General features: G+C 43.8%; 23 protein-coding genes. 17 read left to right on the top strand and 6 right to left on the bottom strand.

What is annotated here, in order from left to right; genetic code table 11:
- Window positions 1-63 precede the first annotated feature (63 nt).
- Complete coding sequence (locus tag ACED41_RS17500) at window positions 64-330, top strand: DUF2960 family protein (protein ID WP_017063882.1); 267 nt, start codon at window positions 64-66, stop codon at window positions 328-330.
- Between the two features lie 185 nt (window positions 331-515).
- On the opposite strand, the gene nagK is transcribed toward ACED41_RS17500, so the two are convergent.
- Both nagK and ACED41_RS17490 read right to left on the bottom strand, forming a co-directional pair.
- Window positions 516-1,424: an N-acetylglucosamine kinase gene (gene nagK, locus ACED41_RS17495; RefSeq protein ID WP_229647971.1), complete on the bottom strand. Its 909-nt coding sequence runs from the start codon at window positions 1,422-1,424 to the stop codon at window positions 516-518.
- 163 nt (window positions 1,425-1,587) lie between these two features.
- On the bottom strand, window positions 1,588-2,334 hold the full coding sequence (locus ACED41_RS17490) for a tRNA-uridine aminocarboxypropyltransferase (RefSeq protein WP_371725350.1): 747 nt from the start codon (window positions 2,332-2,334) through the stop codon (window positions 1,588-1,590).
- A gap of 68 nt (window positions 2,335-2,402) precedes the next feature.
- Between ACED41_RS17490 and ACED41_RS17485 the strand changes: the two genes are divergently transcribed.
- Window positions 2,403-3,212: a sterol desaturase family protein gene (locus ACED41_RS17485; RefSeq protein WP_171733000.1), complete on the top strand. Its 810-nt coding sequence runs from the start codon at window positions 2,403-2,405 to the stop codon at window positions 3,210-3,212.
- A gap of 115 nt (window positions 3,213-3,327) precedes the next feature.
- On the opposite strand, the gene ACED41_RS17480 is transcribed toward ACED41_RS17485, so the two are convergent.
- A complete protein-coding gene (locus ACED41_RS17480; protein ID WP_371725349.1) occupies window positions 3,328-5,373 on the bottom strand; it encodes a methyl-accepting chemotaxis protein in 2,046 nt (681 codons plus the stop codon).
- Between the two features lie 104 nt (window positions 5,374-5,477).
- Between ACED41_RS17480 and ACED41_RS17475 the strand changes: the two genes are divergently transcribed.
- On the top strand, window positions 5,478-5,963 hold the full coding sequence (locus tag ACED41_RS17475; protein WP_017059602.1) for a C40 family peptidase: 486 nt from the start codon (window positions 5,478-5,480) through the stop codon (window positions 5,961-5,963).
- Between the two features lie 107 nt (window positions 5,964-6,070).
- On the opposite strand, the gene ACED41_RS17470 is transcribed toward ACED41_RS17475, so the two are convergent.
- Entirely contained in the window at window positions 6,071-6,415 is a 345-nt protein-coding gene (locus tag ACED41_RS17470; RefSeq protein WP_010440912.1) for a DUF3802 family protein, read from the bottom strand.
- A 585-nt stretch (window positions 6,416-7,000) separates the two neighbouring features.
- Here ACED41_RS17470 and ACED41_RS17465 point away from each other — a divergent pair.
- Together ACED41_RS17465 and ACED41_RS17460 are read left to right on the top strand one after the other, a co-directional pair.
- Window positions 7,001-7,867, top strand: a complete 867-nt coding sequence (locus ACED41_RS17465; RefSeq protein WP_017059601.1) for a fructosamine kinase family protein — start codon at window positions 7,001-7,003, stop codon at window positions 7,865-7,867.
- Window positions 7,868-7,941: 74 nt separating this feature from the next.
- Window positions 7,942-8,145: a CPXCG motif-containing cysteine-rich protein gene (locus ACED41_RS17460; protein ID WP_004733789.1), complete on the top strand. Its 204-nt coding sequence runs from the start codon at window positions 7,942-7,944 to the stop codon at window positions 8,143-8,145.
- Between the two features lie 168 nt (window positions 8,146-8,313).
- Here ACED41_RS17460 and ACED41_RS17455 read toward each other — a convergent pair whose 3' ends face one another.
- Window positions 8,314-8,922: a riboflavin synthase gene (locus ACED41_RS17455; RefSeq protein ID WP_017065861.1), complete on the bottom strand. Its 609-nt coding sequence runs from the start codon at window positions 8,920-8,922 to the stop codon at window positions 8,314-8,316.
- A gap of 161 nt (window positions 8,923-9,083) precedes the next feature.
- On the opposite strand from ACED41_RS17455, the gene ACED41_RS17450 reads away from it, so the two are divergent.
- Window positions 9,084-10,454, top strand: a complete 1,371-nt coding sequence (locus tag ACED41_RS17450; protein WP_102333327.1) for an MATE family efflux transporter — start codon at window positions 9,084-9,086, stop codon at window positions 10,452-10,454.
- A 101-nt stretch (window positions 10,455-10,555) separates the two neighbouring features.
- Here the strand turns inward: ACED41_RS17450 and ACED41_RS17445 are convergent, their stop codons facing one another.
- On the bottom strand, window positions 10,556-11,398 hold the full coding sequence (locus ACED41_RS17445) for a DNA ligase (protein ID WP_065584423.1): 843 nt from the start codon (window positions 11,396-11,398) through the stop codon (window positions 10,556-10,558).
- A 311-nt stretch (window positions 11,399-11,709) separates the two neighbouring features.
- On the opposite strand from ACED41_RS17445, the gene ACED41_RS17440 reads away from it, so the two are divergent.
- From ACED41_RS17440 to ACED41_RS17390, 11 genes are all read left to right on the top strand, one after another.
- Window positions 11,710-12,039 (top strand): STAS domain-containing protein, encoded by a 330-nt coding sequence (locus ACED41_RS17440; protein ID WP_371725348.1) that lies wholly within the window; start codon window positions 11,710-11,712, stop codon window positions 12,037-12,039.
- Between the two features lie 62 nt (window positions 12,040-12,101).
- Window positions 12,102-12,938 carry an OmpA family protein gene (locus ACED41_RS17435; protein WP_371725347.1) on the top strand — a complete coding sequence of 279 codons (837 nt, stop codon included), beginning with the start codon at window positions 12,102-12,104 and terminating at the stop codon, window positions 12,936-12,938.
- On the top strand, window positions 12,935-15,034 hold the full coding sequence (locus ACED41_RS17430) for an SLBB domain-containing protein (RefSeq protein WP_017067079.1): 2,100 nt from the start codon (window positions 12,935-12,937) through the stop codon (window positions 15,032-15,034). Before ACED41_RS17435 ends, ACED41_RS17430 begins: the two co-directional genes overlap by 4 nt.
- Window positions 15,034-15,723 carry a chromosome partitioning protein ParA gene (locus tag ACED41_RS17425; RefSeq protein ID WP_371725346.1) on the top strand — a complete coding sequence of 230 codons (690 nt, stop codon included), beginning with the start codon at window positions 15,034-15,036 and terminating at the stop codon, window positions 15,721-15,723. The genes ACED41_RS17430 and ACED41_RS17425 overlap by 1 nt, the downstream gene beginning before the upstream one ends.
- A gap of 592 nt (window positions 15,724-16,315) precedes the next feature.
- The gene (locus ACED41_RS17420) at window positions 16,316-17,308 is read left to right on the top strand and encodes an ABC transporter substrate-binding protein (protein ID WP_017059592.1); all 993 of its coding nucleotides are present in this window, start codon (window positions 16,316-16,318) and stop codon (window positions 17,306-17,308) included.
- Between the two features lie 146 nt (window positions 17,309-17,454).
- The gene (locus tag ACED41_RS17415) at window positions 17,455-18,354 is read left to right on the top strand and encodes a proline/glycine betaine ABC transporter permease (protein ID WP_017059591.1); all 900 of its coding nucleotides are present in this window, start codon (window positions 17,455-17,457) and stop codon (window positions 18,352-18,354) included.
- Entirely contained in the window at window positions 18,347-19,579 is a 1,233-nt protein-coding gene (locus ACED41_RS17410) for a glycine betaine/L-proline ABC transporter ATP-binding protein (protein WP_017059590.1), read from the top strand. Before ACED41_RS17415 ends, ACED41_RS17410 begins: the two co-directional genes overlap by 8 nt.
- 364 nt (window positions 19,580-19,943) lie before the next feature.
- Window positions 19,944-20,348, top strand: coding sequence for an Hpt domain-containing protein (locus ACED41_RS17405; protein ID WP_017059589.1), 405 nt, complete (start codon window positions 19,944-19,946; stop codon window positions 20,346-20,348).
- Window positions 20,349-20,571: 223 nt separating this feature from the next.
- Entirely contained in the window at window positions 20,572-22,083 is a 1,512-nt protein-coding gene (locus ACED41_RS17400; RefSeq protein ID WP_017059588.1) for a sigma-54 dependent transcriptional regulator, read from the top strand.
- The gene (locus tag ACED41_RS17395; protein ID WP_017063896.1) at window positions 22,064-23,170 is read left to right on the top strand and encodes a glycosyltransferase family 4 protein; all 1,107 of its coding nucleotides are present in this window, start codon (window positions 22,064-22,066) and stop codon (window positions 23,168-23,170) included. Before ACED41_RS17400 ends, ACED41_RS17395 begins: the two co-directional genes overlap by 20 nt.
- Window positions 23,171-23,422: 252 nt before the next feature.
- On the top strand, window positions 23,423-24,799 hold the full coding sequence (locus ACED41_RS17390) for an O-antigen ligase family protein (RefSeq protein ID WP_371725345.1): 1,377 nt from the start codon (window positions 23,423-23,425) through the stop codon (window positions 24,797-24,799).
- The last annotated feature ends 81 nt before the right edge of the window (window positions 24,800-24,880 follow it).

The following is a 24,880-nucleotide window of genomic DNA, read 5'->3' as shown; positions in this document are numbered from 1 at the left end:
CTTGAGCCACGTACGCTTTTTATGTAGAGTGCGCGCAAAGTAATAATTCTATTGGAGAGCACCATGGCTCGTACCATTCTGTACACTTACAAAGACGAAGACAAAGAGTTACTGTTTTCAAAACAAGAACACCGCACGATCCAAGAAGCTGTTGCTGCAGCTGAAGGCATCGATATCTCTGAGTATCTAAAAACTGAGCAACAGCTTGAGTTGATTTCTGATACTAAAGCGGTTCGCAACTACCAAGACAACTACTTCCGCAAGCTTGGCTTTACTAAGCTTACGTTGAAGCAAAAAGACAATCTTGGTGTTGGTAAAAAGAAGAAGTAAGCCCTCTTGGCTCTTTTCTTGATATGTCGTTTCTAGCTTTTCGTTTGTAGTTAACAGCTAACAGCTAACAGCTAAAGAAACGAAAGCACCGAACAATAAAAAATGCCGCAACCTCGAAAGAGATTGCGGCATTTTTATTTGTGCTTTTAACTATCTAACCTTAGCTAGCTTAACTTAAGTCACGATTACTTAATGTTAAGGAATGCAGCGCCACGAACGCCGCCTGAATCACCGTGCTTCGCTTTGATGATCTTTGGACATTTCGCTACAGACAGTAGGTATTTAGGGATACGCTTTGGCATCTCTTCGTAGATAAGTTCGAAGTTTGAAAGACCGCCACCCAATGCAACTACGTGTGGATCAAGACCGGTAAACAGGTTCGCGAAACAGATAGCCAATAGTTCCATGAAACGGTCAACGTGCTCAGCTGCTTTTGCTTCGCCTTCGTTGTACGCTTGGATGATTTCAATCGCTTTCTTTTTCTCACCGAAGTAGTGCTCATAAATCAGTTCAAAGCCGCGACCAGATAGGTAGCTGTCTAAACAACCTTTCTTGCCACAACCACAGCCTAGTAACGGTGCGTTGTCGCCAAGGTGGAACCATGCATCAATAGGAAGACGCATATGGCCGAGCTCGCCAGCAACGTGGTTACGTCCTGAAAATACTTTGCCATCAAAAACCAAACCACCACCAAAACCAGTACCTAGAATTAGGCCAGCTACTGATGGTTCATCTTTCAATTCATCATCCCACGCTTCAGACAGCGCAAAACAGTTCGCATCGTTCTCGATTTTAACACTACGACCAATCAGCGCTTCTAAGTCTTTGCGTAATGGCTTACCTGTTGAAGCCGGTACGTTAACAACAAGCATAGTGCCGTCGTCCGCATCTTCCATGCCTGGAAGACCAAGGCCAATTTTGCCTTCGCAAGAGAATTCGCTATCGTATTTTTTTACCAAACCGGCAATCGTATCAAGTAGCAGTTGATAATCTTCAGTAGGCGTTGGTACGCGTTCGGTTGCTACTCGCTCAAGTTTTTCATTGAACGCACCAAACTCAATTTTTGTGCCGCCAACATCAAAGCCGTAATACATGAAATCTCTCCAATTTTTCCCTAAATTCGGGCAAATAAAATTTTTAAATTAAACAACTAGGAAGCATTATCCATAACACTCCCCCTACAAACCGTGATAGATAACAAACTTATCTCGTGTTCGAATCTGTTTGAACAACAAGTCAGCACAAAGCGGTTAAAGGTTAGAGTGACGTCTCATTTTTAGTGTGCTCTATGAAAGCGTTCAGGCTTGGTTTGGTTGGATCGGACTTATAACGCGTCTTACTTAGCATGTAGCTTTCACGAAATGTCTCAAACCACAGCTGTAAAGTCTTTGCGCCCAGCTCTTCACCAGCCTGTTTCAAAACCAAGCTCGCTACTTCTGCAGTCGAGAGATGTTGTTCGTTGTCTGACTTACGCATCATGTATTGCGAAACCGATTCTGGTTCGATCGACAACACCGGTAAGTCTTGCAGATACTCTGAACGACGGAAAATACGTCGTGCTTCACGCCAACTACCATCAATAAAGATCAGCAGCAACGTCTTGTTCGAATCTCGCATCTCACCAAGGTCAGCAACCACACGCGATTTGTCATCGGTATAATCTTCAGGAAAGACCACGACTGGCTGATATTTATCGTCTTTCAGCACATCAAGCATCTCTTGATTCGGTTCAGTGCGGTGCCAAAGGTAGGCATAGCTGTCTTTAACGGTATCAAGGATTAAACGGCCGGTATTACTTGGTTTGAGTATTTCGTTGTCCGATAAGATCAACATGGTCGCGACGTTCGTATTTACGTCTGGTTGATGTTCACAGATACAGCTGTCTTGTTTGATTTTACAGAACTGACATCGAACCACTTTACACCCGCGCGCGTTAAACGGCTTGGTAGAAAGAGACAAACGGTGTTGATATAAACGGTGAAAAGCGTGGATTCTCATGGACAATAACGATAAATCTAGAAAAGTGGCACGATTGTACTTACAGTGTCCCTAGAATGATAGAAGGAATTCCCATGCAAGACCCATCACTGCTTCGCCTTGTTTTCTTTATTAGCGCTTTTGTTTTGTGTGCGTTGTGGGAATATCGTGCGCCAAGAAAAACGTTGACTCAAAATAAATGGTTTCGTTGGGGAAATAACTTCTCATTAATGGCGCTTAACAGTGTTTTATTGGCGACATTAATACCTGTTGCGGCATTTCAAGCGGCACTGATTGCGGAACAAAATCAATGGGGTCTGTTCAATAACATTCGCCTACCCTTTGAAATCACCGTGTTCCTTTGTGTCGTGTTATTAGATCTTGCCATTTACACTCAACATTTAGTCTTCCACCGTATCCCTGTCCTGTGGAAACTTCATCGCGTCCATCATGCCGATTTAGATATCGATGTCACAACTGGTACCCGCTTCCACCCCATCGAGATGATTTTATCTATGTTAATTAAAGTCGCGTTGATTTTCGTATTGGGTGTGCCCGCACTAGCGGTTGTGATATTCGAGGTTGTGCTTAATGTGAGTGCTATGTTCAATCACAGCAACGGTCGTTTACCTTTATGGTTCGACAAGCAGCTTCGTAAAGTGATTGTCACGCCAGATATGCATCGAGTGCACCATTCAGTGATCGTCAAAGAGACCCACTCTAACTTTGGGTTCTTCTTATCAGTTTGGGATATCTGGTTTAAAACGTATCGTGCTCAACCCAAGCTTGGTCACGATAAGGTAAGCATCGGTGTACCAGAAATACGAGACGGAAAAGAACAAAGGCTCGACTTGATGTTACGCCAACCATTCGCTTCCTTCCCTCATTCGAAAGACAAGACCTAACGCCTCAAGAAAATAATAAAAAATGGCGCAAACTCATAAGAGATTGCACCATTTTTATATGCGTAGCTTCTCACCTTTCAGCGGCAATTCCCACTTCCGGACGACGTTGACACACTTACTTCAATACGTACTTATGAAGCATGGCTTGTTGGTGCCCTGCTATCTCTCCGACTTGCTCTGAACTCTCGATCATAGATTCAAGTTGCAGCTTAGTATTCTCGCCCTGCTCAGATACTCGAGTGATTGAATGGGTAACATCGACAGTTGCACGAGCTTGTTCTTCGGTAGCCACCATGATTTGCTCAACACGCCCTTTGATCTGGCTAACCGCAAATTCGATTTTCTCGAAGGCTTGTCTTACATCGCCACTGGTTTCCAGTGCATTGGCCATCTCACTTCTCGATTCCGTTACAGAAGCACGTGAGCGATCGGCTGCCGCTACTAGTTCGTTCATCATGCTACGAATATTGGTGGTTTGCTGGGATGTGCCGCTCGCCAATTTACGCACTTCGTCTGCAACTACCGCAAAACCTCGACCTTGTTCACCTGCTCGCGCCGCTTCTATCGCAGCGTTCAGTGCCAATAAGTTGGTGTTTTCAGCGATACCACTGATCATGTCGACCATTTCACGAATCTGTTTCACTCGACCATCCAAGTCAGCCATCGACTCTTCACTCATGCTAAGAGAGTGCTCAAGCGCTTGTAATCGTTGTTGGTTAAGGCCAACCACGTGGCTGCCATTCACTGACTCATCTTCTGCTATTTGAGCATCGTCGTTCGATGCGTTAGAGATACGAGCAATCTCACCAATCGATGCTTCCAGCTCCGTAATGGTGGTGATCATATTCTGAAGTGATTCGTTCTGCTCGTTCAAGCTCGAATTGGTTTGCTCTGCAGCGTAGTGGCTTACTTCTGCCGTTTGATAAAGCGTCTCACAGTTGCGCGTTACTAAACGAACCGAATCTGCGGTTGAATCAACGACCGTATTGAGTTTTGAAGTAATAACTTGCAGCTCTAGCGGCCCCAGTAATTCACTCTGTTTAGAGAAGTCATGATCTGCCAGTGAACTCAACTGTTGAGTTATGTTTTTAAGCCCTTTATTCATCCAACGGCGTAACACGAACCATGAAATCACAATGATTACGGCAATCACTAGCCCGCTGATAAACAACACACGATCAATATTGGTAATGGTTTGATTTACAACCAGTTCACTTTCATCAATCAGGTGGGAAGCGGTGGAAGACAGCTGATTCAATGTGCTAATGACGGTGTTCGCTAAGTTAATGACTTGCGTTAAGTTCTGCTCTTGCTGCTGAACAAGTTCGAGTTTCAAGAGGATCTGTTTGATCACGCCTTCTTCGGTAAAGCCTTCTTTCACCATCTCGTAAGGCGCCGTCAAGCTCGCGAACTCAACGATGTCTGGATGCCAATCGGCAAAATCGCTGTAAGCCAAGTTAAGGCCTGCGATTCGGTTTCTCAATTGACGGTATTCGTCTTGTGCTTTATCAATGTCAGGTTGCATCATCAACATCAAGAAGGTGTTCGCCATAGCAGACGCACTGGATGTGAATCGGTTCGCTGCATCGCTCGCTTCTGGGTTGTCTTCAACCAAGAATGAGCTGATTCGATTCATTTCTGGTCCGATAGATCCAACGCCATAACGGAACTCGCCCATTTTACTGTCGATCAGATTTTGCTTACTTTGAATCTCAATCTGCGCCAGCAGTACCGTGTTGGTCATAGCTTGCAGTTGCGCCATGTCATCGACAAGGATTTGTTGTTGCTCTAAAGAGATCGCATCAGGAAAAGATTGGGAAATAAAAAGAAGTTCCTCTAGCGTGGTATTGCTCTCTGTCGCGAGTTGGTCAATTGAGCCCCTTGTGGCATTCAGTGTATCTAAGTCGGTTGATTGGGTGCTGTAAGTGATAAGTTTTACTTGTTCTAATACGCTTTGCGTTAATTCGGCGTTATGTAGAGCAAGGGGTAATGCTTGTTCCGAGAGTGCATCAAAATGTCCCCCGACCCGTTCAACGCCCCGAATGCTAACCATTGATAAAAAAGTAACAAGTAAAAGAATGGAAATAAATACAGCAGTGACGGTTTGAATGAGCGAGAATGTATAACGTGAGGGTTTTATTGATAAATTTGTGTCGGGCATGTGAAATCCAGTTTGACTACGAAAAGAGATATCCTTAAGTTAGGTCGTATACTAGAAGTCCTTGATGACGTTTTTATTTCAGTTTTTTGTCAGAAGAGTTACATATGAAAATCAGAAAAATGGCTGTAGTTACAATAACTTTAGCAACATTGGCTGCTTGTAGCTCGTCACCTTCGCCTTCTCAGCTTAGTCAAACCGCACAGAAACCCCTATCAAAGTCAGAACAATTGACTACAAACGCTTATATGAGCGTGTATGAACAGTGGAAAGGCGTGCCATACCATTTCGGTGGGACCTCATTTCGAGGTATAGATTGCTCTGCTTTTGTTCAAATCGCCGTGCAAAATGCGACTCAACAAGCTCTACCAAGAACCACAAAAGACCAGAGTAAAAAGGGAAAAGAAATTGCGTATGGGCAGGCAACAAGCGGTGACTTGGTGTTTTTCAAGACTTCGATGACGGTGCGACATGTAGGCGTTTATTTAGGAAACAACCAATTTCTACATGCCTCGACATCGAAAGGTGTCATTATTTCTAGGTTAGATAACCCTTACTGGGCATCCAAGTTTTGGCACTTTAGGCGTTTATAGCGGTTCGAAAGATAAACCGCTGAGCGAGGTAACTCTAGAAAGATACGACTTAAACGCCCGTTGTTATTATGCTGATTAATTACGACGATAAATGAGCAAACAAACCGTTAATCGTATTTAGCAACAGCAGTATCAAACAGGTTCTTCACTAACGCGATGTACTCATCGAGGAATACAATTTGTTCGTTAGTCGCTTTCTTAGCCCACACACCCGCTAATACTTCACCAAGATCCGCTACTACGGCATCTGCTTCTTTCAAAAGTTGAAAACGAACGCTCGAATGCAACTCTGGGTTTTGCTCGAAAATAGCCATGATGTTTGTTGAAATCATGTCGGTAACAATGTCTTCGACACTTTCGTTTCCAGTATCACCATTACTATTGGTAAACACATCAAGGTTGAATGATAGGTGCTCGATTAAAGCCAAATAGCCATCGGTTTCTACAACCACAATAATTCTCCGTTTTAAGCTCTAGAGCAGATTAATACGTACTTGCCTAATACTATGTAAATGAAGCTATTTGTCATCACTTTATTGCCCAAAACTACATTTAAATGATCCTAGTTAGTATTTCAGCTTAAAATTAAATCGATATAGCTTTATGTGGTATACCTGCCTACTTACGACATAAGTAAATTCACGCTAAAGAAGTGTAAGACAAACTTTGAAGCAAAGTATTGCGCCAGTTAACAATAGCCCTTTCAACTTACTCCAAAAGCTCATTTGATTTAGTCGCTAGACAATAACAAGTTCAAACCTCTTTTCCAGTTTGTGGCGTTCAAAACCGTTTCGATTGTGAGACCAGTTCCAAACTATTTCATCACGTCAGGTTTTCAATTTATGTTTGTATTTCAAAGAGCTTGAATCAGTTCGAGTTCACAATTCGGCCAATTGATTCTACGTAAGATGAAGAAGAGCTAAGAACATTGACGAGTGCGTCTATAAATTGTTCAGATTTATCCTAAACTATTGCTATTAAACAAACAGTATTTCTAACCTTCAATCTTTTTAACTTTCAGTCTTTGAGGATTTCCTATGTGGCAGGCCATTTCTCAACAACTTTCAGATACTCTTCTATTTAACTTTCAGATTACTGAACGTACCAAGGTTTCTGGTGGCGACATTAACGATTGCTATATGATCAGCGATGGTAATGAGCGTTACTTTGTGAAAGTGAATCAGCGAGAATTTTTACCTAAGTTTGAAATTGAAGCTGAGAACTTACGCTTGTTAAGAGAAACCTCCACTGTTTACGTTCCTGAGTTGGTGCTTATTGGCAAAACCAAAGAGTGCTCGTTCATTATTCTGAATTACTTGCCGACCAAACCGCTCGAGACGGGCAACAATAGCTTCGATTTCGGCGTTCAGCTTGCGCGGCTTCATCAATGGGGCGAGCAAAAAGAGTTTGGTTGCGACCAAGACAACTATATCGGCAGCACACTTCAACCCAACCCTTGGCATAAGAAATGGGGTCGCTTTTTCTCTGAGCAACGCATTGGTTTCCAACTGCAACTGCTCAAAGAGAAAGGCATCGAGTTTGGTGATATCGATGACATCGTTGATGTGGTGAATATGCGTCTTGCTGGCCACAACCCTCGCCCTTCTTTGCTTCATGGGGATCTTTGGAATGGCAATGTAGCAAATTCAGCCTTTGGGCCAATCTGTTACGACCCGGCTTGTTACTGGGGGGACCATGAATGCGATTTGGCATTAACGGAATTGTTTGAAGGTTTCCCTAAAGAGTTTTATGAAGGTTACCAGAGCGTCAATCCACTCGACGTGGGCTATACTGATCGGAAAGACATTTACAACTTGTACCATCTTCTTAACCACTGCAATCAATTTGGCGGCGAATATTTAGCACACACTGAAGCATGCATTCAGAAGATACAGGCCGTTTAATACCAATCACAGCGAGCTAAGTCGCTCTATAAAGCGACTACGATTGGAACAAGTTACAGTGAGGAGAATTCGCGATGCATAAATACACAGAGAAACATGTCTCCTGCCCCCACTGTGGGCATGCCATCAGCATAACGCTTGATGCTTCTAATGGGAGCCAAGATTTTTATGACGATTGCCCAGCATGTTGCAATGCCATTCACCTCGACATGCAGGTAGATGAGGTAAGAGACAGGATTAATCTCTCGATTGATGCAGACGACGAACAAGTCTTCTAACACCTACTCTCTTGTCGAGTTGGCTCTACACCTCGATTTTGAGGCTAGCCTAGAAAAACGCAGAGACACACAAATAGAAAAAGAGCACTCAATTTGCTCTTTTTTAATGTCTGCGACTCTTACTTAGTCAGCGTTTTTTAGGCAAATGCTGTTGATAAACCGCTACTACTATTTTTGGTTTGCTAGTACGCGTTCAACAGTATCAACAATCGCTTGTGTTTGAGGATCAAACTCAATGTTTACTTGGTCGCCTACTTCACGGCCGCCAAACAGAGTACGATTCAGTGTTTCTGGGATCAGGTGAACAGAGAAACGGTTCTCTTCCACTTCACCAATCGTCAATGAACAACCATCAACGCCGATGTAACCCTTACTCAACACATACTTCATTGATTCTTGAGGCAGCTCAAACCAAAGCGTACGGTTGTTTTCTGTTTTAATCACATCGACTAGGTTAGCCATCAGAGTAATGTGGCCAGACATGCTATGCCCGCCAATTTCGTCACCAAACTTTGCTGCACGCTCAACATTCACTTTGTCACCAACATTCAGTTGGCCTAAGTTCGTCAATCGCAATGTCGCTTGCATTAAATCAAAAGCAATCTGGTTACCTGAAATTTCCGTTACCGTTAAGCAACAACCGTTATGAGCTACTGAAGCACCAATGGCTAATCCTTCAACCATTTCATCGCTTAGCTCAATGGTATGAGTTTGAAACGACTCTTTTTTGTTTATAGCAACCAGTGTTGCCATGCCTTGAACGATACCTGTAAACATAAGATTCCTATTTAGCATTCTAGTAACAGTTTTTCATAGCAGTTATTGTGACATTTCTTTATGATTCGTCCAGTGTAAGCTTAAGATCATTGTCTCTGATTCCTTCAGAATGTCCTTTCCTACACTATTATTCTAATTTTCCCTCTTATTTGGAGTTGTTTGTGCATCGTTACAAAGAAGAATCCTCGAATCTAATTAAACTTGCGACCCCAGTATTGATCGCATCCGTTGCACAAACTGGAATGGGTTTTGTTGATACCGTAATGGCCGGTGGCGTAAGTGCTATCGATATGGCGGCGGTTTCGATTGCAGCAAGTATCTGGCTACCATCAATCCTATTTGGTGTTGGTCTATTGATGGCGTTGGTTCCTGTCGTTGCACAACTGAATGGTTCTGGTCGACAAGTAAAAATTCCATTCGAAATTCAACAAGGCGCATTTTTAGCGCTCGTCATCTCCCTTCCAATCATTGGTGTGCTTTTTCAAACACAATTGATATTGGAGTGGATGGACATTGAACAACTCATGGCGGAAAAGACCATCGGCTATATGAATGCGGTGATGTTTGCTGTACCTGCGTTTTTGTTGTTCCAAACATTGCGAAGCTTTACCGATGGTATGTCTTTAACCAAGCCTGCGATGGTGATTGGTTTTATTGGCTTGCTATTAAACATCCCGCTGAACTGGATGTTCGTATACGGAAAACTTGGTGCTCCTGCTCTGGGTGGTGTTGGCTGTGGCGTTGCAACGGCTATCGTATATTGGGTGATGTTTGCACTACTGTTCGCTTACGTTTTAACATCAAAGCGTTTGGCGAAAATCAACATCTTCGGTACGTTCCATAAACCGAAACTTAAAGCTCAAATTCGTCTGTTTAGACTTGGTTTCCCTGTGGCGGCCGCTATCTTCTTCGAGGTAACTCTGTTTGCGGTGGTTTCTCTGTTAGTTGCACCATTGGGTTCGTTGATTGTTGCCGCGCACCAAGTCGCGATCAACTTCTCTTCGCTGGTCTTCATGATTCCAATGAGTATCGGTGCAGCCGTGAGTATTCGTGTTGGGCATAAGTTGGGCGAAAACAACACCGAAGGCGCTAAGATCGCGACACACGTAGGTATCATTGTTGGTTTAGTGACAGCCTTAATGACAGCGGCGTTAACTGTCCTGTTCAGAGAACAGGTTGCATTACTTTACACAGAGAACACTGCGGTAATTACCGTTGCAATGCAGTTGCTGTTGTTCGCGGCGGTTTATCAATGTACTGATGCCATCCAAGTTATCGCTGCAGGTGCTCTGCGTGGCTACAAAGACATGCGTTCAATCTTCAACATTACCTTCGTTGCTTACTGGTTGCTTGGCCTTCCTATCGGCTACATCTTAGGAATGAAAGATTGGATTGTTGAACCTATGGGCGCGCACGGCTTCTGGATTGGTTTCATTGTCGGTCTAACATCAGCAGCGATTATGCTAGGTATGCGTCTACACTGGATGCACAAGCAGGACGATGACGTTCAGTTAGAATTTAGTTCTCGCTAGATTCGTACTCGCTAAGTCGGTCTATCTGATTTCGAATAAAAAAAAGAGCTCTGATTTTCAGGGCTCTTTTTCGTTTAATGGTCAGGTAGATCGTATCTGCCTTAATATTCACTCTTCTCTCGAACAAAGCGCGCAAACTTGGGTTTTCCGTTTTGAGTAAAACCATTGTAACGAAAGGTAATACGGCTGCCGATCTCTGGCGGTGCGAGTCTCATTTGGTCACTGAACCCGCTGCCTATATAAAATTCCACACCCTCTTCTGTGTGAACCAAGATTGAACCCATCATCCCTTTATACTTCCCTGTCCCACCCTTGTAGCCAATAACTGTGGCTTCGGCATCATGATGCCTTTTCAGTTTTAACAAATCATTACTTCGGCCTGCTTGATAACGACTGGTGATTTTTCTAAGCATCAAACCTTCGCCATTACGCTCATCGACATTATCAAGTTGATGAAACAAAGCCTCTTCACTGTGAATTGGTACATGTTCTATGTAGCTGACATGAGATTCTCCAATCACGCTTACCCAATGCAAAATGTTGTAATAGCGCTTTTGATAATCTCCCGCAGCGCCTGGCATATCAAACAGCATGAAATCGATTTGGCGCCATGCTGTGTCACTCGGCGTATGATCGAGAACGGTAGATTGAACAAGGTGGAACTTGCCCCTTCCTGCCCACAACTCTCCTTCGAGATGGACCTTAGGCAAGTTTTCAGTAAACCACTTGGGTGAGTAAATGCGATTACCATTGCGTGTATAAAGATGTTGTCCGTCCCAAAGAGCCCGAATCCCATCAAGCTTTTCACTCTTCCAGTATTCAGAAACATCAATGCCTTGTTGGTATGTATTGGCCAGTACCAAATGGTCGGGAGGTAAATAGGATGAATGAGAAGAAAGCGAACACGCCCATAGAGTTGCTATCGCCAATTTAGTTAATCTCATCATCTGCTCCGTATTGATATCTGTAGTAGTCAACAAACGCCTTTAATCCTAAGCGTTCTGACACGTAGGTAGACAACCTTTGCTAGAAGATGCGATCCACTCATCAACCTTATCTAACCTTTTCATTTATTCATTAAATTAATGATCTATAACTCTCATATATTCCGCCGTTTTTAGTTCTCATATTGAGAAACGTCTTTTCTCAATTTGAGATAGGAATTCATACTAAACATAAATTATTGAAAAATAACAACATAAAAGTTGGCACATTCAGTGCAGTTGTCCATACATACTTAAAAGGAGATATCGCTATGGAACTACGTAAGACTGATTTAAACACAACGACACTGACACTTTCTATTTTCGGTGATCTGGATGCAGCAGGCAGTCGTGATGCACAAACCGACATCGATGATGTGATTTCTAACGATGGTCACCCTGATATCGAAGTTGATTTTAGCCAGGTTGAGTTTTTAGATTCATCTGGTGTTGGCGCGATTGTTTATATGTTCAAACGTCTGACTGAGCGCGAACGCAACATGCGACTTGAAAATGTGACTGGTCAGCCTCTTGAAATTATGAACCTACTACGTATTGGCCACGCTATCCCAGTAAATTCAAAAAATCCTGCAAATTCATGAAGACCCACTAAGCTAGAAGTAACAAAAAATAATAAGAAAAATTAGAAACATAGGACGTTGGCATGAAAATACTGAAAAACTACATAGCCCTTTCTCTGTCCGCTCTCGTTCTGGGTGGCTGTACTAGCTATCCTGAACAAGGCACAGGGGGTTTGGCTGAAAGTTACGATTCTATTAACTATCAAAACTCAGACTTCTCTCCTGTCATGCCAGACGAGCCTCTTGGTCCAGAACATGGATTACGCTTTGATTGGCAGCTCGCTAAATTGCACCTTGATGCTTTGATCCAAGAAGGTGCTCGTTGGTGTTTCCCAGCTGCTGTTGTTCAAGCAATCGAAAAGCAAAATCGTATTGCTCGTGAACTTCAAGGCGGTCTACTACTGGATGCAGCCAACGACTTAGTGATCCAAAGAAAACGCCTAAATGAACTTGAGGTCCAACTGGATTACGTAACTTCACAAGCCCGCTGTGAGCCACCAAAAAATGAAAATCAATTTAGAATGCAACTGTCGGTTATTGAACAGTTGTATGACCTGCTTAATGTTGACAACCAATTCGCGGAAGATTCGATTGAAGTAAACCCGAAGTATATGGGAAGACTTGCGGAAGCAACCAGTTTACTGAAAGAACACAAATCTCTAGACCTTGTGGTTACCGGCCATGCTGATGCAACGGGTGCCGAAGAATACAACGACAAGTTAGCACTTGGACGAGCGAAACAAGTCGAACGCTACCTGACTATTTTTGGACTAGGCGCTCAACGAATCAAAGCCGTCTCTGTTGGCGAAACCGTCCCTCTTTTTGAAGGTGAATCCGACGGCACGCGTTTAACGAACCGCCGAGTAAGTATTGAAATTGTCTCGCCTAAGAATGCCGAGAAAATGGGAGGTGGATTATGAAATCCTTGATCGCTTTTATCATCACCCTATCGTTATGCTTTGCGAATGTCGTCAATGCTAACGATGAGTTTTCAGACGCGGTTCAAGTCGGTGATCTAATCCAAGTTAACGTACCCGGTGAAAGTACCTTAAACACGGGGTTCCAAGTGGATAAGCGTGGCCGTATTACTCTTCCAGAAGTAGGCGCTGTGTTTGTTGCGGGTTACGACAGCGAACAGCTTAACAAAGTCGTTCTAGAGTCGCTGGCAACCGCTTACAAAGATCTTTCGAACGCTTCAGTGTATGTAAAAGAGCAGCAAATCATCATCTACGTGCAAGGTTATGTAGAACAGCCTGGCGAATACACGCTCTCATTAGGTTCTAGCATCCAAATGGCACTTTACGCTGCGGGTGGTTTACGCCCGGGCGCGCAACTGGATAAGCTGATTCTTAAGCGAGGCGCAGATAAGAAAGAGTTTAACTACAAACGATTCCTTGATTCAGGAGACGAGTCAGCATTACCTACTCTTCAATCACTGGATTCACTATTCGTTCCAGCTTCTCCATTAGTCGGTAACATCGAGCAAGAGTTTGACGCAGCAAAGCTTGCTAACTCAGGTGACAGTGCTGATTCTCGTAACTCCATCAAAGTGTTTGGTGAGGTGAACGCGCCGGGTTCGTTCACTTACAAAGAGAACACCGACCTTGTCGACGTACTTATGCGTTCGGGCGGCGTAACTCGTTATGCCAGTGTTGAGCAAATCCGAGTGATTTCGAACAACACCCCAACGCTATTCAACCTAAAACGTTACTTAGATTCTGGTGACGAAAGTCTGCTTCCAATTTTACGCCCGGGTGCGACCATTTTCGTTCCCAAGCAAGAAGAAGAGATCAAATCCGGCGCCAACATGGTTTACGTAATGGGCGAAGTCGCAGCCCCTGGTGCTTTTGAAGGCAAAAGAGACGCGACCTTTATGGATATCTTGGCGAATGCGGGCGGCCCAACTCGATTTGCAGAGTCACGACAAATCCGTGTTATCAAAGCAGATGGCAGAGTGCTTAAATTCGATTTAGCGGCTTACACTGAAGGCTTACCTAACTCTAACCCTCCTAGCATCAAAGCTGGTGACGCGATTTTCGTTCCCGAGAAAACCGACATGAACGAGAAGTCTTGGTTGAAAATCACGCCAGACAGAGCAGTTAACGTGATTGGTGAGGTGAATCGACCTGGTCGTATTGAATGGTCAGATGAAATGAATTTCATGGGATTATTGGCACACGTCGGTGGCCCTACGCTACGCGCTGACACATCGAAAATCGAAGTTGTTACTGGTAGAAAGCTAGTTGTGTTTAACCTTGATGATTTTATTCGAAATGGTGCGCCACGTGACCAAATGCCACAAATTCGAGCGGGCTCTATCGTGCGTGTTCACGACTTGCCACAAGATCCTTCAGACAATAAATCACAATGGGTTCGTCAAAGCTCTGATGCTTCGATCTACATCTTTGGACAAGTGAATGCACCCGGTCGTTACCGCTTCACCAAAGACATGCACTTCCTTGATATCTTGTCTGCGGCTGACGGTCCAACAAAGGATGCCGACATCCACAACGTTCGAGTAACGCATCGTGACAAAACCTATTCGCAAGTAAGCAAACTTAACTTATCACTGTACTTTGAAACCGGTGACGAATCGTTACTGCCAAACGTAACCACTGGCGACACGATTTACATCCCAGAGAAAGGCAAAAACTGGTTAGATACACCGAAAGAAGAAACCGTTCGTGTGCTTGGTGCGATTAACAATCCGGGGCGTTATGTGTTCAACGACAACATGACCATTCTAGATATTCTGGCAGAAGCAGCAGGACCTACCGACAATGCTTATGTAGAAAAAATTACCATCGTCAATATGTCTTGCTGCCAAGGTCAGGCTCGTACTTTTGACCTTGTTGAATTCAGCAAAACGGCGAACATTTACAACTTGCCGGTGCTACGCGCTGGTGACACGATTTACATCCCAGACCGTCGCGAAAGCTTTATTGAAAAAGCACGCGTCGGACTTGATGACATACTGCGTATCACCACCACCATCGTATTAATAGGAGCTTTATAATGACAATTTCAGCGACCCATGCCGAAGTCGAGCAACTGTATTTAGCTTCTGAACTTAACGGCCAAAAATCAATATGCGTCACCGCCTGCCATTCAGGTGACGGCGTAACATCTATTGCAACCGCATTAGCCGAGCGTTTTCTTCTTGCGGGTCATTCAACGCTTTATGTTGATCTCAACTTATTCAACCCTGCTTTCAAAGATTTGAATATGCTAGAAGATAATCAGCAAGGTCAACTGATAGAACATGTTGAATCTCAGCGTACGTTTATCGGTGTCCCTGCTCCACAAGTTGCTTCAACGCAATTGGCTTATAAAGATCCGACAACGTTACAAAAAGTGGTCAACAAATGGTTAGAGAAATACGACAGAGTCATCATTGATACCTCACCGCTTCTCAACATAAACAAAGGCAATATTCCGGCGCAGTCTGTCGCGAGCGCTTGTGGCAGTACACTAATTGTTGTCGCCTATGGAGAAACGTCGAGTCACCACCTAGAACAAGCGAAAAAGCTGCTTGATGCACAAAGTATCAATCTAATGGGCTGCGTGATGAACATGAAACAAAAGCCTAGCTTTGCACAAGAGTTGGTCAGACAAATCAATCGAATGAAATTCCTTCCAACTAAACTTCGCGATAACTTGGCAAACAAGCTGTATCAAAATGAGTTTTTAAACCTGCCGATGTAACTTTTTCGTGCCACTATAGCTTCTTGTACAACTATAGCTTTCTTACGTAACTGTATAGCTGTCATTAATACCATGACAGCCACCTATCCTATTAAACTTCAAGACGCGACAGCTCTAAATACCCCAAAACCAAATTAGGTGTTTTTGGCGAAATTATTATTGAAAATAAGATTTTAAAAACCATTCAACGCATTTCACACACGCCAACCATGGTCTTACCACCTGTAAATCCCTTCAGAAATCAACAGCCCCATACCTAACTTTAGCGGTAATGTGACACAGACGGTTAAAGTGCCATGTAAATCGCATCAAAGATGGAATTCGTACGATTATTTCCTAAGATTATAAATAGAGGTGGTTTTTGACGAATTTGTAATAGTTTGACAAAGTTATCCGATGGCTGTTGAAACACAGTGGATGAATTGGCAAATCACACTTCACTGACTTTGCACGTTTATCTATTCAAACTTCACCCATCCCTCCTTCTGCTCAAATGGTTCAAATACACGGAAAGGATCACCATCGAGCAATTTAGATAATCAATTTACCTTGGTTACCTTAGTTGTATTATTAAAGAGAAAGGAAACTCAATATGAAATACAAGTTAAGCTCCGTATTTTTGTTAGTAGCAGCAGCCAGCGGTAATGCTAACGCTGGAGAATGTGGCAGCGTAACAATCGCAGATATGAACTGGAACTCTGCAACACTGATCGCCAATATCGACCAATTCATCCTTGAACATGGTTATGGGTGTGATGCTGAACTTATCCCTGGCGACACTATGCCAACAGGCACGTCTATGATCGAAAAAGGCCAGCCTGATGTTGCACCTGAACTTTGGAGCAACAGCTTAAAAGACGCATTAGATAAAGGTGTTGAAGAAAAACGTCTTCGCTACGCAGGTAAAGCACTTGTGAACGGCGGCGAAGAAGGCTTTTGGGTTCCAGCTTACCTAGTAAAACAGTACCCTGAAATGGCAACCATCGAAGGCGTACGCAAAAACGCAAGCTTATTTAAACACCCTGAAGACCCAGATACATCTGCATTCTACAGCTGCCCTGCAGGCTGGAACTGTCAGATCAGCGCCGGAAACTTGTTTAATGCTCTTGAGCTAGAAAACAGCGGTTTCACGATTGTTGATCCAGGCTCGAGTGCCGGCTTATCTGGCTCTATCGCAAAAGCTTATGAACGTGAAGAAGCTTGGTTTGGTTACTACTGGGCACCGACCGCTGTTCTAGGTAAATACGACATGGTTAAAGTCGACTTTGGCAGTGGCGTTAATGAGGAAGAGTTCCTTAACTGTACCACCAAAGAAGATTGTGAATCGCCAAAAGCAACCATGTACCCGCCTTCACCTGTCCACACGATTACCACTGAAAGTTTTGCGTCACGTGCTCCTGAAGCGTACGACTACTTTACTAAACGTGGTTTCACAAACGACAAAATGAACTCGCTACTTGCTTGGATGGAAGACAACCAAGCTGATGGCGAAGAAGCGAGTCTGCATTTCTTAAGTGAATTCCCAGAAGTATGGCACCCATGGGTTTCTGAAGAAGTGGCTAAGAAAGTTGAAGCTCAGCTGTAAGAGCTTGATTTAATAACAAGTAATTACGCTTCAACAATAAAACAGAAATAACGTCGCTATACTTGATGTTATTCATGATTCGGAGCCTTTTCATTAGCGATTTTCTTATCGCATGGACAAGTGGCTCCGAACTATAAGGATATAAAATGGCTGACAGCAATTGGTTATCAAGCTTTCCAGAGATGGAACGCGGTGATTTACGAACCATAAAAAAGACGCTAGATGGCGCATACCGTGAATTTTCCCGTGAATACGGCGAAATGATTGAATCTCTCTTTGACCCTCTTCTTTCATTCCTCGTTTGGTTTGAAAAACTCCTTATCTCAACACCTTGGATTATAGTCCTGGCTGTGTGTACCAGCCTTGTCTACGCAGCAAGCCGTTCTTGGAAACTGGCTCTAGGCTGTGTTGCTTCTCTACTTCTCATTGGTTACTTTGGAATGTGGGAAGACACCATGCGGACGCTCAGTATCATCACTGTATGTACCTTGGTTTCAATATTCTTGGGCATTCCGATTGGTATTGCGATGGCTCGTTCAAATCGAGCTCAGTCAATTGTTACGCCGATGCTCGATATCATGCAAACCATGCCTGCGTTCGTTTATTTGATTCCAGTGGTAATGCTACTGGGCATCGGTAAGATTCCAGGGCTAATCGCCGTGGTTATCTACGCGATCCCACCTGTAATTCGTCTAACTAACCTAGGCATACGCTTAGTTGATAAAGAAGTCCTTGAAGCCGCTACCGCTTTCGGTGCGAGCAAAAAGCAACGCTTATGGGGTGTTCAACTTCCTCTAGCAATGCCAACGATCATGGCGGGTATTAACCAAACCATCATGATGGCACTGTCTATGGTTGTTATCGCATCCATGATTGGTGTGAAAGGCCTAGGACAACCGGTTCTCAAATCGATTACTAACCAGTACTTCACATTAGGCTTGATGAATGGTTTCGCCATCGTTGCCCTCGCAATCCTTTTTGACCGCGCTTCACAAGCGTACGCAAGAAGAACTAATGCGCATTTAGGAGGATTCAAGCATGACTAAACCATTGATTGAAATTAGTGGTCTGTACAAGGTGTTTGGACCGAAACCAATGTCTGTTATGAACCGAGTTCAAAACGGCGAACACAAAGATCAGATTCTTGCGGATACGGGTCATACCGTTGGTTTGAAAGAGATCAACCTTGAGATTAACCGTGGTGAAATCTTCGTTATCATGGGGCTTTCTGGCTCGGGTAAATCGACGCTGATTCGCCACTTCAACCGTTTGATTGACCCGACTCAAGGTAAAATCATGGTTGAAGGCATTGATGTGATGAGCCTCAACACTAAACAGCTAGAAGAGTTCCGTCGTCATAAAATGTCGATGGTATTCCAACGCTTTGGCTTAATGCCTCATCGCACTGTGGTTGAAAACGTTGCGTACGGGTTGGAAGTACAAGGCATCAAAAAAGAAGACCGTTTAGCGAAAGCCAACGAATGGTTAGAAACGGTGGGCTTAAAAGGTTACGGCAAGCAATACCCAGCGCAACTTTCAGGTGGTCAGCAACAACGTGTTGGGCTTTCGCGCGCTCTGTGTACTAACGCTGAAATCTTGTTAATGGATGAAGCCTTTTCGGCACTCGACCCTTTGATTCGAAGTGAAATGCAAGACCAGCTTATTGAACTTCAAGAGAAGCTTCATAAGACGATTGTTTTCATCACACATGATCTGGACGAAGCACTCCGCCTAGGCGATAGAATCGCAATTTTGAAAGACGGCGAGTTAGTACAACAAGGCACACCACATGAGATTCTGCTAAATCCAGCCGATGATTACGTGGAAGCGTTCGTGAAAGACGTAAACCGTGCTCGTGCACTGACCGTTGAAACCGTTATGCAGCCTCCTCTGTATCGAATCACATCAGAAACAATTGAAGGTGCTTTGGCACAAATGAAGATGCTTAAAAACGATTACGCTTATCACGTAACAGATGACGGCTATCAAGGCCTAGTCACACAAGAAAGTCTACAAGACGCCGTTGAAGATTCATCGGTACATGATTTTAGTGATGAGATATACGAAGAAGTCCCTGCCATCTTACCAGATGCGGTGATTGAAGAAGTGCTACCGGACACTATGTCTTGTGACTACTCTCTTCCAGTTGTTGATGAAGACGGTAATCTAAAAGGTGAACTCGAGAGAAGCGCTGTTGCTGATATCTTCTCAGAAAGTAGCGAGGAAGAAGTAGAAGCCGACCCAAAGCCAAAGATTGATAAAGCTTCGTAGTCCTACTTTTCGTGATTTAAAGCTCGGCTGTTTAAATTATCGCTATTTAGATTAGCCCAAACTGCTTACCCCGCTCTAAGACCACTGTTGTTAATTCACTGCAGTGGTCTTTTTTATTTGTATCGGGCTCGTTTTCTTCTGAGATCTACCCGCACCTTAGGCTTTATAGGCACCTAAGTTTATATTTCATAAGAGAAAACAAAATAAAATCAGTCCGTTAGGTTTGTCACAAACCCAATAGCAAGATGAGTGAGATGCCAATTAAATGCTCTATTTGTACGGCAACCAGTTGAAATTATTCTAGAAAATGACTAAAACTTAATAGTATTAACAGATATTAAGCTCAATAAAAGGACTTAGTTTGATGAATTCTACTTTAGCGTCAGACGCAGCTACAAATCTAAACTCACAACAAGTGAGCGAGCTTGTCGATGAAAGCGTTCTGGAGCAAATGATTCGCGATACAAGTGCGGACATTATCCCTATCTTGATCGACCATTATGTCGAAGAATCACAAACACGCTTGGTCGCTATAAAAGAGGCAGTCACGCAGAAAGACGCTCAAACACTTGAGTTCGAGGTCCACACTCTCGGCAGCACAGCGCTTTCGTTAGGTAATCGCCCTTTGGGTGAATTAGCTCGAGCTTTAGAAAAGCTATGTTTAGAACAGAGTCATGATGCGGCATTTCGACAAGTTGATGAATTACTAGAGCTCGCAGAGCGTTCAATAAAAGCCTTGCTTGAAAGGAAAGAGGCAGGCTTCAGCTAGCTTTGCATGTTCATTATCGGTATCAGATTAAAAACTCAAAACAGTCGTTATTAATATAGTCGCCATAAGATGGGCTCCATCATGAACAGCAATGCGAGAAGTTATACAGGCCGCTTCTTAAAAGATTGCATGTGGTAGATAACAAATACACAAGACTCGTATTGATGGTTGCATATCACTATGTTATTGATTGGTTAGGATAAAGTTTCAAAAGGAATACACAATGCGCCCTAAGGTATTGTTAGTTGAAGACTCCACCTCACTCGCCGTACTCTACAAGCAGTACGTAAAAGACGAGCCCTATGATATTTTCCACGTCGAAACCGGCGCGGAAGCTAAGACCTTCATTGAAAGGCACTCTCCACAGCTTGTGATTCTCGACCTTAAGCTTCCTGACATGCCAGGCGAAGAAGTCTTAGATTGGATTACTGCTAACGAAATACCGACCGCTGTCATCATCGCGACAGCGCATGGTTCAGTAAACATCGCGGTAGACCTTATCCAACGCGGTGCAGAAGACTTCTTAGAGAAACCCATTCAAGCCGATCGACTCAAGACCTCTGTTAGCTTGCATCTAAAAAGAGCGAAACTCGAAAACCTCGTCGATAACATGCAAAGCAAATTCGATCGTGATCGTTTTCATAATTTCATTGGCTCTTGCCTACCCATGCAGGCGGTTTACAAGATCATTGATTCGGTAGCACCAACCACTGCCAGCGTGTTTATTAACGGCGAAAGTGGTACAGGTAAAGAAGTGTGTGCGGAAGCGATTCACCAAGAGAGTCAGCGTAATGGTAAACCCTTCGTGGCCATTAACTGCGGCGCTATCCCTCGAGACCTAATGGAGAGTGAAATCTTCGGTCACGTTAAAGGTGCGTTTACCGGTGCGACAACCGACCGGAAAGGTGCAGCAATGCAAGCGCATGGCGGTACCCTATTTCTCGATGAGCTTTGTGAAATGGAACTGGAGATGCAGAAGAAGCTCCTCAGATTTTTGCAAACTGGTACGTTTACTCCACTCGGTGGCAACCGCGAGATTAAAGTGGATGTCAGAATTATCTGTGCGACCAACCGCGATCCACTGGTTGAAGTAGAAGAAGGACGTTTTAGAGAAGACCTTTACTATCGTGTTCACGTTGTGCCTATCGAAATGCCACCGCTTCGCGAGCGAGGAAGTGACATTGTCACCCTATCTAATCACTTCTTGAAACTGTACGCGAAGCAAGACAAGAAGAAGTTCAAATCAATAGACAAAGAAACGCAGAATCTACTTAAACGTTATGCGTGGCCAGGCAATGTGCGTCAGTTGCAAAACATCATCCGTAACATCGTGGTGTTGAACAATGAAACGAGCGTGACTAAAGACATGTTACCGCCTCCGATTAATAAAGTAGATGCCGCTCCATCATCTAAATCAGTGACACCAATTCGAGTAACTGCGCCTCAACCTGCAGTTGTTGAAGCACCAGAAGCTAAGTTGCCACCGATTACTCCGGAAGAGTTGGAACAATCGTCAGTTGCTCAAGCTCACAACGAGCCGATGACGCCTGCATTTACCACAAGCGAAGGTGCTATTCGTCCAATGTGGCAAATAGAACGTGAAGCCATTCAACATGCCATCAATCATTGCGATGGGAATGTGTTAAACGCTGCTGTGCTGTTAGAACTTAGCCCTTCTACTGTTTATCGTAAGAAACAGGCTTGGGAGTCGGAAGATGAGTACAATCAAGCCTAACCAAGGTGTACTCGACATAAACCTTCATGAGATTTGGCTGTTGATCGACAGCCAAACTTTTGGAGGCATAGAAACGCATGTTTTAGAATTAGCACAAGGCCTGATATCGGAAAGCGCTCAGTATTCAGAGGCTGTTCGTATCGTTCTTTTGACTAAGTTTAATCCTGAAGCGATCATCGTTGAAAAGTTGAATGCGCTGAACATCCCTTTTAGTTACCTCTCCGATTTAGCCTCATGTTCTGTAGATTCAAATGGCAATAGCGCGACACAGCTGAAACGTGCAGTTCAACATTATCAACCAAGGCTTATCCATGCTCATGGTTACAAAGCCAGTTTGGTCAGCAAGTTAATCAAGCTTCCGCCTCGTTTCAACAACACAAAGCAAATCACCACTTATCACGCAGGTGAAACCCCAACAGGCAAAGTATGGCTTTATGATTGGCTCGACCGTTACAGCAGTTTTCTTTCTGATCAGTCGCTCGTGGTCAGTGAAAAGATTAAAGCGAAAGTGCCGAGTCAAACCCATCAATTGAATAACTTTGTTAAAATGCCAACCGGGTTAACAAGCTCCCCTTCATCAAGCCCATTCCATGTTGGTTTTGTGGGGCGATTGAGCCATGAAAAAGCGCCTGATCGATTTGTTGCATTAGCCAAACAGTTTCCTGATGTTCGGTTTGAGCTTTTTGGTGACGGGCCAGAAATGGACATCTTAGTTAAATCGCAGCCTGATAATGTGACCTTTCATGGGCATCAGACCAATATGGACGACGTCTGGAGCCAAATCGATCTGTTAATCATCCCTTCTCGCTTTGAAGGCTTACCTATGGCGGCATTAGAAGCAATGATTCGTGGCATTCCCGTTCTCGCAACCTCAGTTGGTAACTTGCCTCAACTCATCGAGCATCAAGTTAACGGCTACCTTGCAAATTCAGAAGCTGAGCTAGAACAGTTTTTATCTTTGTGGATGTCATTGACGAACGAGCAACGTAACTCTCTCAAGAGTCACGCGATAGAAACCGTGAAAAACCAATACTCTCCACAAGCCGTTGTCCCGCAGTTGTTGGAAATCTATCAACTCGACCGTTAATTCTAGCCTTAGTCGATAACTGGTTATTTTGGCTTGATGATTTAAGTACTTTAGACAGTTTTATACTGATTCTCAAAATGACAAAACTCACCTCAAGGCTACGCCCTCACTTAATAATCCAACATTAAATCAGTAAGTTAAACAAAATGCATAACTGGCACTCACTTTGCAATCTTTAACATCAGGCGTAACTACGTCTTAAAAAGATTACGAGCCGAGTCCTAAAGAGTTTATTTGCCAATAGAGGTCACAATGGTCAACCCTGAAGCCAATAGATTGCCAGTCATCATCACGATCAGCACCTTGTGTGTTGGGCTTGGTGTTGTTTGGTACTTTGTGCCTCACCCTGCTGTCATTGTGGCGCTCGCTCTTGTGCCATTGGCCGGGTTATTCGTGTTAAACAAAACATTCTGGTTAGTTCTATTGTTCGTTGTCTTTTCATTTTTCCGAATTCACGAAGCTATACCTCAGCTCTATTCGCTAAAAATACCGCTGATGCTTTCATTAGGCGCTCTGTCGGCTCTTCTATGGCATGCATTAATCAGTAAAGAACTTAAAATCTTCTGGCACCCTTGTTTAAATTGGCTCGCCATATTTTGGGTATTGGTTTTAATTGGTATTATCTTCGCGTCCAACAGGCCAATAGCACTAGCAGAATTCAAGGGCGTTTATTGGAAAATTATAGTGATGACGCTTGCGATTACTTGGCTAGTAAACACCACGGAAAATCTCGCAAAAACCGCGATGACGATTATCTACGCTGGCGCTTTAGTCAGCTCTATTGCCGTGTACAACTCAGTAAATGGTATTGGGCTTGTCGAGGGCTCACGCGTGACTATTGGCCGCGATTTTGGCTCTATGTTAGGTGACCCGAACGACCTAGCACTGGTACTGATGTTCCCACTCGCCTTTACAATAAGCCAAGCCACCACGACTGGCATCTCACGATCCAAACGTTTAATCAGTGCCTTAGTTTGTCTGTTACTGCTCGCCGCCATTATTGCCACTCAAAGCCGTGGCGGATTACTGGGTTGTATTGCGGTGATTGGTATTTTTGCGTGGAAGCTAGTGCGCTCTAAAGTTCTCTTAATCTCAGTGGGAACTCTCGCGGCCGTGGTGCTCTATTTAGTTGCTGGTATCTCAGACAGATCTTCTGGTGGTGCCGCTGAACAAGGTATCGATGAATCTGCAATGGGTCGAATCTATGCTTGGGAAGCAGCAATAAAGATGGCAGTTGAGAATCCACTGACCGGCGTAGGGTTGAACAACTTCTTCTCGAACTACTTCTTTTACAGTTCGCATTGGGACGGACTGAATCACGCCGTTCACAGTACCTGGTTTGGTGTGTTGGCAGAAACAGGCTTTATTGGTCTGATCATTTTTGTCTGCCTTATCGTTGCTTTGATCAAAACCTCTCGCTCTACGCTAACGAGGTTAAAAAACTCGGCCACAGAAATCGCCCCCGAACTCAATGCGGTCGCCTATGCGATCTATGCAGGTCTGATTGGAACAATCGTGTCGGGTACATTTTTGACTCAAGGCTTCAACTGGCCGATTTATATCCTCGCAGCACTCACAGTTTGCGTCTCAAAAGTATCTCAAACTGCCTGTCAAAATGAGAAAACCTAAAAGACACATTTTAACCTATTGAAAATATAATATTTATTAGATGGCACAATATATGAAAGTACTTCTATATAACAAAAAAGA

The organism is Vibrio sp. 1F255 (genome assembly GCF_041439145.1).
GTDB lineage: Bacteria > Pseudomonadota > Gammaproteobacteria > Enterobacterales > Vibrionaceae > Vibrio > Vibrio crassostreae_C.
This window is presented reverse-complemented; position numbering and strand designations above follow the sequence as displayed.